We start from the raw sequence: 18707 nt of genomic DNA, 5'->3' as shown, positions 1-18707 counted from the left end.
GTTTTTTGTCGTCGCTATATTTAGATGAAACTTACAAATCAGGTCATTATTCAAAATATTACTTTTTTAAATCCTCTGAAAATGCGGCAAAAATCCACTATTAAAAATCGCCTCGCTTTTTACTTGGCAGGCCTGCATTCCACTGTTTGGACTCTATCTTTTGCTGCTGTATTCTGGGGTTTTAATAGCAAAAATTTTTCGGAAACGGCTTTAGCTCAATCTGTTGTTCCCAGAGACGAGCGACTCGTGGCGCCACCGCCACCGCCTGTACCGCCACCGCCGCCTGCCAATTTCAACCGGGATATTAACCCAGCTTTTCGGAATCGGCCCTACCGCCTGGGGCCGGGAGACCAGATTTCTGTTCAAGTTCAGCGCTTCCCTGAGCTAGGTTTTACAGGTGCAATCAGCCCTGAAGGGGTAATTGTACTGCCGCTAATCGGAACAGTAAATGTGCGCGGTCTTACTGTCGAAGAATCACAGCAGCGCCTCCGGGAGCGCTTTGGTCAATTTATCAAAAATCCTCAAGTCTCGGCTGCTTTGCTGGTTCAGCGCCCCGTAGTGGTGACGGTGACGGGGGAAGTTGCCAGACCGGGTTTTTATCCGCTGCAAACTCCCCAGCTTCCTGCGGCTTTGGCGGCGGCTGCTGGGACTAATCCTACGGCGGAACTGCGAGGGGTGCGGGTGCGGCGGACTCTGCCTTCCGGTGCTGTGGCGGAGCAAGTTGTTGATATTTTGACACCGTTGCAAACTGGTATTGCTCCACCGGATTTGCGTTTGGAAGATGGAGATGCGATCGTCGTACCGTATAAACAGGTTACGCCCGATCGCAACTCCGATCGAGATTTGGCGTCCAGGTACAGCCTCGCTGCTGCTGCTGTCCCCGTCCAAATCACTGTCACCGGAGAAGTCAGCAAACCGGGTTTTTACACGCTTCCTGCGGGTTCTGGTCGAATTTCGGCTGCTTTGGCGATTGCGGGGGGAGTCACGGGAAAAGCCGATTTGCGGGAGGTGCGAGTGCGGCGGACGCTGATGGACGGCTCCTCGGTGGAGGAACCAATCGACCTCTACACTCCCCTAGCAAACGGTAACGATTTGTTCGATTTTCCTTTGGCATCGGGAGATGTGATTGTCATCCCGGAATTGGACGCTAGTACCAAAAACCTAGACTACGATAAAGCTCTGGTTTCGCGGTCTACTTTGATTAAGCCCAGGATCTACGTTCGAGTTTTGAGTTACGCTAGTGGTGGTTTGACCTCGTTCTATGTTGAAAATGGCAGTCGGTTTTTGGATGCTCTCAACAACTTGCCTGTTAATCTTGCTGACTTGCGAAAAATAGCCCTGATTCGGTTCGACGAAAAGCAAGGTAGAGCAATCAACCGTTCGATAGATGCTAAAGCTGCTTTGGAGGGCAATGTTTCTCAGAACCCGATGCTCGAAGATAATGATGTGATTGTGATTGGTAGGAATTTGGTAGAGCGCATTGGTTATGTAATCAATACTTTTACTCGACCATTCCGGGATACTTTGGGATTTATTCTGTTCTTTGAGCAGTTGAGAAATGGGGTAACAGATTTGTTTGGCCCATCACGTAATGAGAGGTAGTCATACCATTTTAGATTTAAGATTTAAGATTTAAGATTTAAGATGGAGAATGACTTAGGCGATATGGGTTTTAATCACCGACCGAAAGTTCTAAGGTTTTTGGGGGATTTGTAGAATTAGTCCGCAATCATTAGTTATCGTTAACACTTAGCAATCTAAAATCTAAAATCTAAAATCTAAAATCGTCATGACTTTATCAGTTGTTAAACGTTATTTAATTGCTTTCGACCAATACAAGTGGGTGGGACTGGCTACTCTCGCGGTGACTGTGGGGGTGTCGGGGGTAGTTGCCATGCAGCCAAAGCCTGCGCCAGTTTACGTTGCAATAGGTACGCTTGCTTACGACAGACCGAGCGTGATTTTTTCATCTACTACTACTAAAATCCAACAGGAAGGACAAGAAATAACTAAAGATATGCTGCTGGATACAAGGGTGGTTGAACCAGCAGCGAAAAAACTCATCAAACCCGAAGGAAAATTAAACAAAGAAGAAGCGGAAAAAGTAGAAGCTTTGGCTAAAAAGCTGGGAAAAGATGTGCAGATAAAAATGCCCAGTAAGAATAATGACCCCAGCGCTTTGATTCAAGTATTGTATAAAAATGCCGATCGCAAAAAAGCAGAAGCGGTAGTAAAGACGCTGATGTACGAAATGGTGGAACACAGCAAAAGTATTAATACTTCTAGACTGCGTGAGACGATCGCCCAAATTAACAAGCGTTTGCCGACAGTAACTCAGGAACTTAGAGACACGGAAGCAAAACTTGAAGCCTACGAAAAACGAGAAGGAACTTCAATTTTAGCAGCTCAGAGCGGTGCACTGCCGCAAGCGATTACCAGCAGCCAACAGCAGCAGCGGCAACTCCGCGTGCAGTTGGGAGGAATTGAAGCTCAAATTAACAGTTTGCAGGATCGCTTGGGATTGAATGTGGAGCAAGCTTACGTCGCTCAAGCACTCTCTGCCGATCCAATTATTGCCCAACTGCGAGTGCAATTGTTTTCGATCGAATCTCAGCTCAAAATTCTCCGCAGCGACTTGCAGGAGGAACACCCGAAAATTGTGGAATTGCTTAAACAAAAACTTGCTTTTGAGCAGCAGTTGCAGCAGCGGCAGTCTGAGGTACTAGGCGGTAACGGGGTGGCGGCTCCGCTCAGAAGTGCCGATCGAATTCGGGTAGACTCTTCTTTAGATCCGGCTAGACAGCAGTTAGCTCAAACTTTGATTGCTTTGCAAACGCAGCGGGATACGGTGCAACAGCAACTCCAAGGAATCGAGAAAACTGAACAAGAATTGCGTCGGGAACACGCGACAATCCCCAACAAGCAGTTAGAACAAGCGCGGTTAGCCCAGCAAGTGGCGTTCAAAAAAGCTCTCTACGACAAGATGCAGTCGGCTTTGGTAGATGCTGAGGCGGCGGTAGCTGAGACAACGGGGAGTTTGAGAATCGCCCAATTGCCGCAAACTGATGACGTTGAGTCAAACAAGAGAGGTTTGCCCGTGATGCTGGCGGTGGGCGGCTTTGTGGGATTGCTGTTGGGCGGGGGGTTGATATTTTTGTTGGGGATGCTCAACGGCAAGTTTTACAGTTGGGAAGAAGTGCGGGCGGCTTTGGTGGAAAAAGAGGTGCCGATACTGGCAGTTTTGCCTGAAGTGACGGTGTTTGATTCCTACGGCGATGAAATAATGCCGCTCGCCTTGGAGGCAAATTCTCCCTATTTGGAGTTTTACGAGCGGTTGCGTACTAATTTGCGCCGGATCGGGAACAAACCGGTGAAGGTGGTGTTGCTGACTTCGGCGGCGCCTTTGGAGGGGAAAAGTTTTAGTGCTTACAATTTGGCAATTGCATCGGCTCGATCGGGTAAACGGACTTTGCTAATTGAAGCAGATTTGCGATCGGCTTCTAACGTTGAATCTTTGAAAATCGCCGCTGATCCTCTGGCGACTGTGGAACCTTTGCACTATTACGGCAATATTAGCGAGTGCGTTCTTTTGGTTCCAGAGGTAGAGAACCTATACGTAGTGCCGAGTCCCGGCTTTTTGCGACAGGCCTCCGCCGTACTAGAATCCAGCGAAATGCGGAGATTGTTTGAGGATGTTCGCAACCGCTTTGATTTTGTGGTTGTGGATTCTCCGGCTTTGAGCGAGTGCAACGACGCGCTGACGCTGGAACCGTACACGGATGGTATGATTTTGGTGGCGCGGCCTGGTTACACTTTGTCTAGTATGTTGTCTGAGGCTGCAGATCAGTTGCTGGAATCTGAGGATGACGAGTCGCATAAATCTGGGCCGCGGCTGTTGGGAGCGATTATTAACGGTGCTGATATTCCGGTGAAGTTCCGCAATGATCTTGATATTGATGAATGGGAGTTGCCTGTGAGTGCGATCGGCGATCGGGCGATCGAAGTGCGATCGAGGCAATTACCGCAGCACTCAAAGCCTAAAAATAAGGCTATTAATAGTAAATTTAGATAATTTATCAGGCTTGATTATTGTAAAGCCATCCTCAAGCAAATGTGAATGTTTTGTAGGTGCAACCTAAGCAGGTTAAGCCGAAAGCACCGTTAACAGCCAGTCGATTTTAGATTTGGAATTGATATAAATTCCGGTGGCATTTGGAATGATTAAACCGCAGAGGACACAGAGAACACAGAGTCAGAGAACAGAGAGATGAATCATTTCTATTCTATGAGATTTGAGATTTGAGATTTGAGATTGATATCAATTCTGGTTGCTTTGGAATGATTAAACCGCAGAGGACACAGAGATCACAGAGTCAGAGAGCAGAGAGATGAATGATTCCTATGCTGCCGAATTTGACATTAAAAATTGACTCCACAGATTCATCTGGGATCGTGAACATTAATCTAAAATTTTTCGCTTGTCAACAGTCAACAGTCAATCGATTTTAGATTTTAGATTTTAGATTTTAGATTTTAGATTGACTTGCGCGAGATAAATGCTCTTTCTTGAGGATTTTAGATTTGAGATTTTGGATTGATTCCACGGATCAATCACGTGGCGGGTACCACCTTTGAAATTCGCTTGTCAACAGTCAACAGTCATTACTTGAAAATGTGTCATCGTCCTATTGATTGGATTCCGGGCGTTTGGAGTGTTTACTCTGGATAAACTGTTCCAAATCGGCGATCGCATCTTCAAAATCCGACAAATTAATTTTCGCAGGTCTAGTCTTCTTCGGCAAACTCGAAGACTGACTCGAAGGTTTAGCCGGAGGCGGTGGAGATTTCGGTTGTGCAGCTTGCGTGCTGTTCGATTCTATAGAATCGAACAATTCATCCAGGGACTCAAAAAATGATTGAGCCGAGGCCCGGCGTAAATCTTTCTGGTCGTCGTCATCCGTCATAAGCCACTCCATAGGGTCTAAAATTTGCCAACAAACTCTGTCCGCCCCGGCGCGTGCAGATATTAGACATGAAAACCGACTAAAACAAGCAGGAGGACAGAATTTAACCGGGCGATGGGAATGCCTGTGGCTGAACTTGCTGCCCCATATAAAACCTGCTGCGGGCATTGTCAGCCTTCAAACTATATTTAACTCTACACCCGCTTACTGAGTGATTTGAGACTTGGTGCAGACCCAGCTCAAAATCATTGACCCTGAAAAAATCTCAGTTAGGGCTCTTTCGTTGTCTAATTAACCCTAGTCTAGTCGAGAATAAGGAGACAGGACTTATGCAACTATTACCGCTGTTCAAGGGTTGCGATGGCAACGCGCCACCCCGAAAGGACGGAAATACGGTGTTTTTTGCTTGAGTCCTAAGATTTCAAAGGCATTAGGAGATTTTAAGGTGACTCAGGGATTTGATTACGATTTAGCAATTATCGGCGCTGGCGTGGGCGGACACGGGGCTGCCATACACGCGGTTAGCTGCGGGCTGAAAGTGGCAATTATCGAAGCAGGGGACATGGGGGGGACTTGCGTCAACCGGGGCTGCATTCCCTCGAAGGCGCTGTTGGCGGCTTCCGGGCGGGTGCGAGATTTGCGGAATGCCCACCACCTAAAGACTTTGGGTATTCAATTGGGCAGTGTGGATTTCGATCGCGGGGCGATCGCCAATCACGCTAATACTATTGTTAGCAAACTTCGTGGCGACTTGACTAACAGCCTCAAACGTTTGAACGTCGATGTCATCCAAGGTTGGGGCAAAATTGCCAGTGCTCAAAAAATTACCGTCGAAACCGATAAAGGCGAGAAAACTATTACCGCCAAGGATATTATTCTCGCTCCCGGTTCGGTTCCCTTCGTCCCCCCTGGGATAGAAATTGATGGCAAAACTGTATTTACCAGCGATGATGCTGTCAGGTTGGAATCGCTACCGAAGTGGATTGCAATTATTGGTAGCGGCTATATCGGTTTGGAGTTTTCGGATATTTACACGGCCCTGGGCTGCGAAATTACGATGATTGAAGCTTTAGACCAATTGATGCCGACTTTTGACCCGGATATTGCTAAGTTGGCAGAACGAGTGTTAATTGCACCCCGCGATATTGAAACAAAAGTGGGTGTTTTGGCGAAGAAGATTACTCCTGGTTCGCCGGTAATTATTGAATTAGCTGATTTCAAAACTAAGGAAGTTGTCGAAGTTTTGGAAGTTGATGCTTGTTTGGTAGCAACTGGTCGGGTTCCTGTGAGTAAGAATTTGGGGTTAGAAACTGTTGGCGTGGAAACGATGCGCGGTTATATCCCAGTTAACGATAAGATGCAGGTTTTGGCGGCGGGAGAACCGGTGCAAAATTTGTGGGCGATCGGCGATGTTAATGGCAAGATGATGTTAGCGCATTCTGCGTCTGCTCAGGGAATTGCTGCAGTGGAAAATATTTGCGATCGTGCCCGCGAAGTTGACTATTTGAGTATCCCGGCGGCGGCGTTTACTCACCCGGAAATTAGCTATGTGGGGATGACTGAACCTGCGGCGAAGGAGTTAGGAAAAACTGAAGGGTTTGAGGTCGGTTCTGTCAAGAGTTATTTTAAGGGAAATTCTAAGGCTATTGCGGAGGGTGAAACTGACGGTATGGCTAAGGTGATTTACCGGAAAGATACTGGGGAGTTGTTGGGAGTTCACATTTTCGGTTTGCACGCTGCGGATTTGATTCAGGAGGCGGCAAATGCGATCGCCCAGCGCGATTCTGTTAATACTTTAGCATTCCGAGTTCACACTCACCCGACGCTTTCGGAAGTGCTTGATGAGGCGTTTAAACGGGCGGCTGGAGCGGGTAGTCATTAATTTGTAGGGGCAGTTTTATTGTTTTAAATCCCCGGCTTCTTGAAGAAGTCGGGGATTTAAGTATTCTGTTTTAGGGCGGTGGTAGAGCAAGTTAAAGGAGATGAAAGTGCTCGCAATTGCATCTTTTAGCATTCTCGCTTAACAGGCTTTCCTGCCTGTTCCACAAAGAGTAAGTTTTTTTGTGGGGAGTAGGGTTTGGGCTTTAATTCTTTAATTCCTTGTATATTCAGAAGCTCTGTTAGAACTTTAGTACCTTTTTTGTGGTGATGACTATAATTCGCTCCCCCAAACTAAGAGTGACTATTTATAGTTAACAATCAAACTCGCTTAAATGTCAAGCCTGAGAAGGACTTGATTGGCATTTTGACATATTTGTTCAATTGATTTTACTGATTTAACTATTGATTTAGCATAGTAAGGAATGAGAATTAAATAACTTCCACTCTTGAAAGTGGGATGGGCGTCCCGCCCGTCCACTCATGACGGGCGGGACGCCCATCTCACAATAACAATTAAAATTGTAAGTTATTTAATTCGCGATTTTAAGTAACGAAGAAGCTAATTTTAGCTCAAATTTATTCCCAATCAAACTGCCTCCCAAAATATTGCTCTAATTCCTGATTGTAAGGTCGGAAATAATCGCTCAACCTGTCGCGAACCGATCGATCGATCGGCTGGTAAGAACCGGGATTAGCATTTTGGTATTGAGACAATTGATATTCCGGCAAATCTAAGAATTCTAAAACTTGCTTGACGGTTGTCGCCGCACCTGCATAAAAATCTTCGCTTTTCAAAATTAACAACTGTTCTTGGGGAAAGAAAGTCCGCCAGTTTTTGATAAATTCTATGTACCTACCGCGAGCTAAATAATTCCCCGGTTCCTCGCCGATGATGTATTCTGGATTTTGATTCAACCGTTCAATTTCATCGCTAATTACTCGATCGAGCGATCGCGCTTCCCAATTTAAGTCAGTCAAGCGGTAGAATTGAGAAATCGCCCGATCGACCGGATTTCGCAAAAGTACAATCAGCTTAGCCTCTGGAAACGCGGTGTAGAGACGTTCCGGTGCTTCCCGATAGTCAAAATAGCTCGGACTTGCTTCGCCCGTCAAAAATTCCTCTCCCGAAGGCATTGGGGGAAAATGAGCCAAATACCAATCAATCCCTCTGTCAAAGTGCCACGAAAAAAAATCCATCTCCTTTTTAATCGGAGTCAAAATTTGCGGGTGTTGAGCTAAATAAGTATACAGAGAAGTCGTCCCGCACCGCTGAGAACCAATAATTATAAAGTTAGGAACTTTAACGGCTTTTAAGTTCCAATTTTGTGGAACAAGCATCTTGCCTGTATCTGCTTGTGGAACAGGCATCTTGCCTGTCTCTGCTTGTGGAACAAGCATCTTGCCTGTATCTGCTTGTGGAACAGGCATCTTGCCTGTTCTCTTACTGAGAATAGATGCCAAACTTTGTTTGTAACTGACAGTTCGATAAAAATCAATCGCCTCAGCAATTTTACCTTGCCTCGTCAAAGCTTCGCCCAAATTCAGATAAGGCCAAAAAGCCTCCGGTTTAGCTGCAACAACTTCGCGGCACAAATTTTCAACTTCATCTAACTTGTCTTGCTTAACAAAAACTTCCCACAAATTGTAATAAAACCACCAAGGAAGATCGGGATTTATTTCTATTGCTTGGAAAAATGCCGCCGCCGCTTCCTCCCAATATTTTTGGTGGCTCAGAACAGCACCTAAATTATAATAAGACCAGCAATCATCTGGTTTTTGGGCGACAGTTGCGCGAGATGACGCTAATGCGCGATCGCACTTTTCTTGCTGCTGCAACAACTCCTCCAATTCCGCTGACAGACTTGCACAAATAGGCAATTTTGTCAAGAGCATTTGGTAAAAAATAATTGCGCTTTTTGGGCGATCGTACTTGGCTAAATTCTTTCCTAACTGCAAATAAAAATCCCTATTTTCCGGTGTAATTTGCAATTGACATTCTTCTAAAACTAAGTTTAAATCAGACTCTGTTTGTCCGAGAGCGTATCCCAACTTCTCGTAACTTCCCGGCAAATCTCCGTCAATTTCAATAGCTTTTAAATACGTAGCGATAGCTTCATCCCACTGTTTGAGTTTAGTTAAAGCGTCGCCTAAATTGCAAAAAGACCAAGCAAAATCAGATTTGAGTGCAATCTCGCAGCGGTAAGCAACAGCAGCTTCTTCCCATTGCCTAAGTTTCAGCAAAGCATCGCCCAAATTGTGATAAGACCAGGAAAAATATGGATTTAACTCAACAGCTTTTTTGTAAGCAGCGACAGCTTCCTCCCATTTTTCAAGTTTCAGCAAAACATCGCCCAAACTGTGATAAGACCAAGAAAAATTAGGATTTAATTCAATAGCTTTTTTGTAAGCAGCAACAGCCTCATCAAACCGACCGCTTTCTTGCAGGGAATTACCCAAATTGTGGTAGTTATTATCCATGCAAAACTCCTGCAAGACTCAGTAATTTTTCCAGCGAGTTCAAATCCACCCGCATATCTTTATGTCCCGGACATTTCTGAATTTTGTCATCCACCAATTCGCCAAGTAAATAGTAATGTTCCAGGCTGCACAAATTGCTAATCATCCAATAACAATGCGGCACGTAAAGGGGAGAAAAAAGCTCAATTACCTTGGTTCCCGGACTGCAAAAAACTAGATTAGTCAACCCCCCTCCGTGAGGTGCGATAACTACTTTAGCAGCAGCTAAACATGATGCTTGTTCCCCTACCGACATCGTTTCTAACTTGACACTGCGAAACCCAATTTTTTCTAAGTATTTAATTACCTCTTCCTCGTTGACGAGTCGCCGATAAGATGCTTGTTTACGGGTGATATAAATTCGCTCTGAATAGTCTGTGTTTAGTGGCTGTTTTTCATTTAAAAATGTCTGTTTTAGATATTCACACTTCCATTTTGAAACTGCCCCAGATCCGTCATAAGATATTGAAGGAACTATTAATTTATCAGCGGTAATGTGTAAATTGCAGCGACTTTCTAAAATTTTAGCTTGAGGAATTCCTAAAATCTCTAAAGTTTCTGCTTGATAGGAAGAATCCGAGGCATTGACAACAAACTTATCTATAGTTTCTATCAATCCGCTCCGCTGCAAAAGGTCAAATCGCGTAATCACATCAAACATCCAATGAAAATAAGCGGCTCCACCCCAGCGAGCAGATAAAAAAGCCACATTTCCATCGACGTGTTCAGCGGGAGGCAATTTGTCGGAAGTGATTACCAATTCAGCACAACCCATTGAAATATCAGTAACAAGTTTATTGTTTGAAGTAATCACGGCGGTAGTCACCACATCTGCCCAAGCTCGTCCGTTTGGCAATACGGCAACAAAAGCTTTTCTGGAATGACTTTGATGCTCCCAAAATCTGTGGCTGCTGTCGATTGTTTTGGAATCAGATAAATTAATTTGACTCGCAGGATGGATGTCAATGCAGGTGAGGTGCGGATTCGATTCTGCTGCAACGATCAAATCTTCTGTAAACCCACAGTATTTTTTGAGAATTCTTAAGGGTAAGATTTGATTGCTGTATTCTCCCCGCTCGCTCTCATCGACTTCTCCTTTTTGTTCCAGAGCATAACCTATGTTATCGTAAACTTCAAACAAATCGGGTTTAATTTGCAGGGCTTGAACTAAATTAGCGATTGCAGGTTCCCACTGCTGTTTAGCCATTAAACTCAAACCCAATCCTTCGTAACACCAACAGGATTTTGGATCGAGATTGATACCTTTTTCGTAAATTGCGATCGCCCTTTCCAATTCCCCTTGATTCCGCAGTGCATCACCCAACTTTTTGTACAGCCAACTATGATCGGATTCTAGCTCAATAGCACCACCAAAAGCCACTGCTGCTTCGGGCCAATTTTCTTGGAATTCCAGAACTTCCCCCAAACAATTGTACAACCAACAATCATCGGGATTTAATTCAATAGCTTTGCGGTAAGCCGCCGCCGCTTCTTCCCAGTTTTCCAATGCAATCAAAGCCTTACCTAATCTGTCGTAAGACCAACAAAAATCGGGATTGAGTTCCACTAACTTGCGGTAAGCAAGGGCAGCTTCTCCCCAATTTTCCAGTGCAACCAAAGCCTTACCTAATCTGTCGTAAGACCAACAAAAATCGGGATTTAGTTCAACTAACTTGCGGTAAGCAACAGCAGCTTCCTCCCACTCAGAAAGCTCCATCAGCACATCGCCTAAATTGTTGTAAGTCCAACAAAAATTGGGATTTAACTCAATAGCTTTGCGGTAAGCAGCAGCGGCTTCCTCGTGTTCCTCAATCGCCTGCAAAGTTTCCCCCAAAAAGTGGTAAGACCAACTAAAATTAGGGTTGAGTGCGATCGCCCGTTGGTAAGCTGCCCTAGCTTCGTCAAACAGTTCTTTCTCTTGCAGAGCTTTACCCAACTTGTGGTAAGTTAAGTAGTTGCCCGACTTAATTTTAATAGCTGTTTGATAGCGGGCGATCGCCTCATCCAAATAACCCGCATTTGCCGCAATATCCCCCAACTTTTCCCAACCAAGAGACAACAAAGTTTGCTCGGCGCCCAAACTTTGATTGCCGATTTTTTGGACAATCAGTTGATAGCCTTTGTGTACTACTTCTAACTGACTTCCAAACATCTCCAAAAAAACATCTATCCCAATTTTAGTATCTTGCTCCGGGCTGTCGGGAAACGTAAACTCGTAATCATCAAAAATCATCAAGCCCCCAACTTTCACCAACCTCCAAGATAAAATCGCATCTTGCAGAGCACTTGTGGGTTTGTGACAGCCGTCAATGTAAGCAACATCGTAATATTCCGAATTTAAATTCACTAACAAATCTTGAGAGTAACCTTCTAATTCAATTACCCGATCGGCTGCTCCCGTTTTAACAATATTGCCCTTAAAATGTTGTTGAAAATACAAATCAATACAAGTAATCTTTGCCGTCGGATGAGTTAAAATATTATCCAGCAGCCAGCAAGCCGACATTCCCTGAAAACTGCCGATTTCCACAACTTGAAAATCCGTAATCCCGGTAAATTCCTGCAAATGCCGTTTCCAAATAGGAATATTGTGGGTAAACCAATCTTGGGTAAATTGATAATCTTTCGCCGCACACTCAGGCCAACTCCTCAATTCTGCCGCTTTTTGGTGGCAAATAATTGCTTCTTCCAATTCCCCTAATTGGGGTAAAATATTTCCTAAATCGTTGTAAGGGTTAGAATTGCTCGGATCGATTTCTATTTGGCGACGGTAAGTGGCAATTTGTGCGTATAACTCATGTTGTTTCGCCCGAACCTCCTGGAGTTTTGCAACAACTTCCGCAGCATTGGGTTCAATCTTCAGTGCCATGCTATAAAATACGATCGCACCTTCCAACAGCTTTTGTTTCGCTAAAATATTGCCTAAATTTATATAAAACTCTGCTCCATCTAACTCAATTCCCAGCAATTTGTGGTAAATTTTCCCGCTGGCAAGTACCTCGATACCTTGACAATAAGTTGCGATTGTGCTGTCTAAACCCGATTCGCTGCGCTTCCGCAAAACATATCCCAACCTCTGATTGATTCCCGTCAAATTCGGCTCAATCTGAACCGCGTGCAGGTAAGCAGCCACAGCTTGATCCCAGGATTGTTCACTGGTTAATGCAATTCCCAAATTGACATAAAACCAAGGAATATTGGGATTTAATTCAATAGCTTTGCGGTAGCAAATAATAGCTTCTGGCCACAGTTGTTTTTGAGCCAAAGCTTCCCCTAAACAATTGTATGCCCAGTAGGAATTATCATTAATTTCAAGAGCCTGACGGTAACATTTAATAGCTTCATCCAACTCGCGCTTCTGCACCAAAACATTACCTAAACCCACGTAAGCACGAGCATAATTTGGATTGAGTTCGATGCTTTTGCGGTAACAGGCGATCGCCCGATCTAATTCTCCTCGCTCCGCCCAAGTTTTACCCAAACTGTGGTAAGATTCAAAAGAATTTGGATTGATGGCAATGGCTTGTCGGTAATTGGCGATCGCCTCATCCCACCGTTTTTGGCCAATCAGCATTTCCCCCAAATTGTGATAAGCTGTTGCCAGTTGCGGGTTTAACTTAATTGCCCGCGAATAACACTCCATAGCGCGATCGAACTTTCCCAATTCAACCAAACTATTTCCCAGAGTGACGTGCTCCTCAGCAGTTGCCCAATTCGGCTCAATATTAAAAGCTTGATACCAACAGTCTGCCGCCTCTTCTCGCTTCTCCAACTGCGTCCAAATTCTCGCCAACTGCCGATAAACAGCAGCAAAATTCGGCGCTAGCGAAATCGCTTTTTCACAATTGGCGATCGCCTTTTCCCACTGTTTCCCCTGAGAATACAAAATGCCGAGATTAGCATAAACTTCCGGCAAATTTGGATTGCGATCGATCGCCGCTTCATACCACTGCTTAGCTTGCTCGATTTCACCTCGAACCTGCATCACCTTTCCCAGCGTCTGACAAGCTGCCGCCAAATTCGGTTCAATTTTCAACGCTGACTCGCAAGCAGCAACTGCCTCATTTAACCTTCCTTCGGCTAAATAAACTTCTGCTTGCCGACTCAAATCAACCGCTGCCTTTTCCATCTTCTCAATCGAGGGCATAATTAAACTTGCTCCAGACACCAACTAACTCAAACCCACCACCTCAACCATCCTTTTCAGCGAACTCAAGTTCACTAAAATATCCTCAGTCAGCGAATTCTGATACATCAACTGTCTAATAGGATAGCATTCAAAAGCCTCGCCCGTTAAAAAGTAATGTTCCAACTGCAAATATTGACTGATTCCCCAGTAATAATGGCTGATATAGTGAGGCGACACCAACTCAATTACTTTAGTTCCCTTGCCACAAAAAATTGTATTTGTCAATCCGCTGCCGTGGGCTGCAACTATTACCTCAGCGTGGGAAAAATGAGCAATTTGCTCTGCCAAAGACATCGACTCAGGAAAAATTGAAACAAACCCAAAGTTCTCCAAAACCTCAACCGCATCTTCCTCGTTCAAAACTCGTCGATATCTTGCTTTGCTGCGGCTGATGTAAATGCGTTTTGGATAGCTCGAACTAGGTATAATTTCCTTGAGAAACTCGCGCCTCAAAAAATCCATCGCCCACCCAGAAGGCCAGCCCAAATATCCCGCAAAAGACGGCACAATCAACTCGGTTGCTTGAATGTGAGGCACGCGATCGCTCTCCAAGACTTTCTCTTCTGGAATGCCCAGAATTCTTAGACTTTCCCGCTGAAATTGGTGCTGACAACTATTCACCAAAAACCAATCAATCTCCGCCAAATCCCTACCGCTGTGCCGCAGCAATTCTATCCGTGGCAAAACATCAACCATCCAGTGAAAATAGACATTTCCAGACAAACCCGAAAGCACCGCCACGCTACCGTCAATTTGCTTTAAACCTGGAAAGGATTCTAACTGAAAAACGCTGTGTTTCCTCACATCATGCTTTTCGCATCCCGGCAAAAATCCCGGATAATCTCTCGACACATCAGCCAACAAATAATTGTCAGGAGTAATTACAGCGATCGCCTTGCAAATCAGCCAATAATTTTCCTGCGGCACAATCCAAACTCGCCCGTTGGGAATTGCCGCCACAAAAGTCTTGGGCGACTCCACAGGTAGCGGTTGCGAGTTGGACAAACGGCAAATTCCCCAACCCAAATGCACCGGATCGAACCACTTAGAAAGTCGCTGCAAACACAGCCCGCAAGTTAACCCCGCACAATCGGAATTTGCCAATTGGGAATTGGATCTCGCAAATTGGGAATTCGGAATATTTTCTGCACTTGCTTCGGGTGCAGGTTGCCAAAATATTTCCACATAATTGTCAGCCTCCAACTTAGCATTAACCAGCCAATCCCAACTCGATAAATAAATACCGTCAGGAGGTTTGATAGAAGTGCTATCTGGCAAGATAAAACTCAGTTTTTTCCACTCTTTCTGCTCCCCATACCCGTGCAATTGCAACTCTAAAACTTTTTGATAATAATCGAGCGCCCGTTCCCAGCGCCCCTGTTTTTCCAGCAGTTTTGCCAACTCAAAATAAACCTGCGGTAAAGCAGGTTGAATCGTCAAAGCCATGCGGTAAACGGCAATTGCTGCAATGAACCGCTTTTGCTGGGCTAAGGAATTTCCCACCCGCCAGTAAATCTCTGCATTTTGTGGCTGAATTTGCAAAGCTTTTTGATAATAAGCGGTGGCAGATTCATGCCCGCCGTACTCTGTTAAAGCATTTCCTAAATGCAAGTAAATTTCGGCTAAATTATCGCAAATTTCAGCAACAGGTAATTCGCAAGCTGCACTTGACAAATATCTAGCCACACCATCTTTTTTATTTACTTTTAAATCTGTTAAATCCGTGACATCCGTGACATCCGTGACATCCGTGACATCCGCTACAAAATCCGTTGCCGAACTTCCCATCAATGCTGTGAGAAATCGATCGCACGCAGCGATCGCCCTGGACAATTCATCATCTTCTACCGCCGCAACTCTGCGCCTGTCTCCTAAGCGGCAGTAGGCTTCAACAAAATCAGGCTTCAGAGCTATTGCCCGCTCAAAATAAGGCATGGCTTCAGCAATTTTGCCCAAAACCATCAAAGAAAACCCGGCGTCTGTATAGCCTGAAATATAGTCGGAATTGAGCTCGATCGCGCGACCGAAACAAGCAAGCGCCGCCGAATGTTCCCCCTGCAATTGCCACGCTTTCCCCAGATTGTAGTGAGCCAAAACCATGTCCGGCTCCAACTCAATAGCTGTGAGGTAAGATGCGATCGCCCTATCGGGATTTTTGTCCAGCAAGGCTTGACCCAAATTATTGTGCAGCGTCGCCCAATCCGGCTTAATCTCGATCGCCCGCTGGTAAACCTCGATCGCCTCAGCAGCCCGATCGTCCTTGAGCAAAATCACACCCAGATTGCTGTAAGCTTCCACGTAATCCGGCTTTAGAGCGATCGCCTGTCGGTAGGTATCCATTGCCGCTTCGAGCTGACTATTTTCACCTAAAACCACAGCCAGATTGTATAAAGCATCGAGATAATCCGGTTTTTGGGCGATCGCCTTTCGGTAACAGTCGATCGCCCCCAACAAATTACCCTGCTTGTGAAAAATATTTCCCAAGTTATAATGAACTTGGGCCCAATCTGGTTTCAAATCCAGAGCTTGTCGGTAGTGAAAAACCGCCTCATCCAGCCACGCATAGTCGCTGTAAAGTTGACCCAAATAAGCATGAGCCAGAAAAAACTGGGGCGAAATCTCCAAAGCTTGCACAAAAGCGTCTCTTGCCGCCGTCGGATCGCCTTGAGCTTCGAGAATTTCCCCTAAAGTCGTGTAAGCCGAGGGCGAAAACGGTTGAAGTTCGATCGCCTTGTTGCAAAACTCGATCGCCTCAGTTAACTTCCCCCGGTTCAAATAAATTTGGGCTTGCCGGATATATTCTTCAGTGCTCATTGCTAGCGGTGCAGTTGCGGTTTCTTTACCGCTTCAGTAAAACCTAGAAATTCTAATTTAAAAACTTTCTATTTATATTTTGCCCGATCGGGCGATCGGTTAATTTTATCAATAACTGTCGATCGATTTTTTTTAACTGCCCCTGCTTCAGTTCCTGCATTGAAGATTTCAACCTCACCCCGCTTGTAGCAGAGTGAGGTTGAAATCCTTTAAAACTACCGGCTTTGTGAGAACAGCCCCGAATCTTATCCGGTGCTGCCCCACAACTGCCAGTTGTTTTAGAACAACTCGAAGTTGTTCGAGGTAATAGTCAGGCCAGGCTGCAATTGAGCAACAGTTAGCACTCCGCTGGCGCCGTTGAAGAACAACTTACCGCTTGTTGGGTCGTAGACCAACTTGTTCGTCGTGGCTGTTCCTGGAGTAGCTTCGTTGAAATTAGAAACGACGACAAACTCGCTTGCCTCGAAGCTGCTGCCCAAGCCAGCGAACACACCGCCCTGTTTCAAGCGGATCTTATCTTCGCCTGGGGTAAAGTCAGTGATCGTGTCTACGCCGAAATCGCCACCAGCACTCGCGAAGTAGAACGTATCGCTGCCAGCACCGCCGATCAGGACATCGCTGCCTCTGTCGCCAGAGATCAAGTCATTGCCAGCGCCACCATCGACAGTATCGTTTTCTTTACCGCCGTAGAGAGTGTCGTTGCCATCGCCACCGCTGACAAGATCGTTGCCTTGGCCACCAAAGACTGTATCGCTGCCACTTCCGCCAAGTACAGTGTCGTTGCCTCTGTCGCCAGAAACCAAGTCGTTGCCATCGCCACCGTCTACCAGGTCATTCCCTTTACCGCCAAAGATTAAGTCATCGCCGCTAACGCCAGCGACCACATCGTTGCCGCTGCCTGAAATGACGGTATCGTTGCCGTCGCCGCCGCCGACACTATCATTGTTGCCACCCGATATAATCAGGTCGTTGCCAGTGCCACCAGCGATGACATCAGCGGCCTCAAAAGTCAGAATGATATCGCTGCCGGGGCTGCCGTTCAACCTGTTAGCGCCTACGGGGGTGCCAATAATGGTTGAGCCACCGCCACCGACACCGCCTGGTTGTGTAGTTGGTGTTGTTGGATTTGTTACCTGTGTCATTTACACTCCTCCTAAAAGATCAATCATTTTTCTACAATACACTTTTCCCTCCAAAGGGATTCAATAAATGAAACCGGACATCGGTTGAGACCCTAATTGACCCGGCTGCTATAAGCTGTCATGTAATTTAAATTGTCAGCAGCGAGCCTGGGAGCGCGAGTTGAATCCTGTATTCGTTGAGCAGCAAATCTCGGTTGTTTCCTGCTTTTGACTCTCGACTCCACCACTGCCTCCTCTAACACGAAAATATTCCACTTAAACGTTTGCGAGTTTACCATAATGACCATCGATATGGCTAGTCATTATTAAAACAATACCCGGAAGATACACAGAGACCATTTTTAATGGAAGTATGCTCTCAAGATTGAGAAGTTGCACCGGGCCCGCGGGCCCTGTCATCGCCGGAGAGTTCGATCGCCCGCAATGAGGCTGGAACTGAGCTGCGATTTTTTTAAGTACACTGTACTTGACCAGACTTTTGATTTTCGCCAATAGTTCCCCAGAAATCAAAAGTTTGTAACTCGCTTTGAAAGCAAGCCCACGCACGCTGGAGGCCGGATTCAATCAAAAGTGGCTCCCAATACAGTCCCGGACGAACTTTTGAGCCTCATCGCCTTGATGTTTCCAGCCAAATCCCTCACGCTCAATATAGAATTTTGGCTAAAAACCCAGTTTTTCAACCCCCATCCGTCATTTCAACCACGATCCGCATCCATCCGCACAATCAGACAATGTAGCGCGATCGTCTTTTGGTCAAAAGTTGGGATCAACGGTGGGCCGGTAGATTTGTGAGGGTAATGTCACTAGATTTTAGATTTTAGATTTTAGATTTTAGATTTAGTCCACAGATGAATCTGGGAACTGGAACTAGGATATAAATTTTTGGGCTGCTGGCGAATCCTGCCCCAGTTATGGGTTAGCCCCATTGTAGTTATGAATAATTTACCTGTTTATCATGAATGCTGAAGCCGTCAATTTTTTGATGGCATCTATCAAAGCCAATGTAAAATTCTTACCTCGATACTCGCCGGATTTATCTCCCATCGAGCTGTAGTGGGCAAAAATCCAAGCGATTTTCCCTTTTGAAGCATATCCACCTTCAAATGTTCTTGATGAAGCGATTACTAAAGCTCTTAAGGCTCTTACTGATGAAAATGCTTGGCCATCCTTTCATCACTCTGGTCTATTTTGAGAACAAAT

9 protein-coding genes are annotated in these 18707 nt (G+C 45.5%); 3 read left to right on the top strand and 6 right to left on the bottom strand.

What is annotated here, in order from left to right; genetic code table 11:
- Positions 1–24 precede the first annotated feature (24 nt).
- Positions 25–1602 carry a polysaccharide biosynthesis/export family protein gene (locus QUA88_RS01515; protein WP_333233570.1) on the top strand — a complete coding sequence of 526 codons (1578 nt, stop codon included), beginning with the start codon at positions 25–27 and terminating at the stop codon, positions 1600–1602.
- A gap of 187 nt (positions 1603–1789) precedes the next feature.
- Complete coding sequence (locus tag QUA88_RS01510; protein ID WP_333269864.1) at positions 1790–4072, top strand: AAA family ATPase; 2283 nt, start codon at positions 1790–1792, stop codon at positions 4070–4072.
- A gap of 613 nt (positions 4073–4685) precedes the next feature.
- Here the strand turns inward: QUA88_RS01510 and QUA88_RS01505 are convergent.
- Positions 4686–4964: a hypothetical protein gene (locus tag QUA88_RS01505; protein WP_333209194.1), complete on the bottom strand. Its 279-nt coding sequence runs from the start codon at positions 4962–4964 to the stop codon at positions 4686–4688.
- 445 nt (positions 4965–5409) lie between these two features.
- Here QUA88_RS01505 and lpdA point away from each other — a divergent pair, with 445 nt between their 5' ends.
- A complete protein-coding gene (lpdA, locus tag QUA88_RS01500; protein ID WP_333056495.1) occupies positions 5410–6846 on the top strand; it encodes a dihydrolipoyl dehydrogenase in 1437 nt (478 codons plus the stop codon).
- 575 nt (positions 6847–7421) lie between these two features.
- On the opposite strand, the gene QUA88_RS01495 is transcribed toward lpdA, so the two are convergent.
- The 5 genes from QUA88_RS01495 to QUA88_RS01475 form a co-directional block, all read right to left on the bottom strand.
- Positions 7422–9323, bottom strand: a complete 1902-nt coding sequence (locus tag QUA88_RS01495; protein WP_333269861.1) for a tetratricopeptide repeat protein — start codon at positions 9321–9323, stop codon at positions 7422–7424.
- Positions 9316–13509 carry a tetratricopeptide repeat protein gene (locus QUA88_RS01490; protein WP_333269858.1) on the bottom strand — a complete coding sequence of 1398 codons (4194 nt, stop codon included), beginning with the start codon at positions 13507–13509 and terminating at the stop codon, positions 9316–9318. Before QUA88_RS01490 ends, QUA88_RS01495 begins: the two co-directional genes overlap by 8 nt.
- Before the next feature lie 24 nt (positions 13510–13533).
- A complete protein-coding gene (locus QUA88_RS01485; RefSeq protein WP_333269855.1) occupies positions 13534–16365 on the bottom strand; it encodes a tetratricopeptide repeat protein in 2832 nt (943 codons plus the stop codon).
- Positions 16366–16643: 278 nt separating this feature from the next.
- Positions 16644–17507, bottom strand: a complete 864-nt coding sequence (locus QUA88_RS01480; protein ID WP_333056491.1) for a calcium-binding protein — start codon at positions 17505–17507, stop codon at positions 16644–16646.
- A gap of 92 nt (positions 17508–17599) precedes the next feature.
- On the bottom strand, positions 17600–17785 hold the full coding sequence (locus tag QUA88_RS01475) for a hypothetical protein (protein WP_333096849.1): 186 nt from the start codon (positions 17783–17785) through the stop codon (positions 17600–17602).
- Positions 17786–18707: the final 922 nt, after the last annotated feature.

It is taken from the genome of Microcoleus sp. D3_18_C2 (assembly GCF_036702395.1).
In the GTDB taxonomy this organism is placed as follows: domain Bacteria; phylum Cyanobacteriota; class Cyanobacteriia; order Cyanobacteriales; family Microcoleaceae; genus Microcoleus.
The sequence above is the reverse complement of the archived record's forward strand: the minus strand, read 5'-3'. Positions and strand labels throughout refer to the sequence as shown.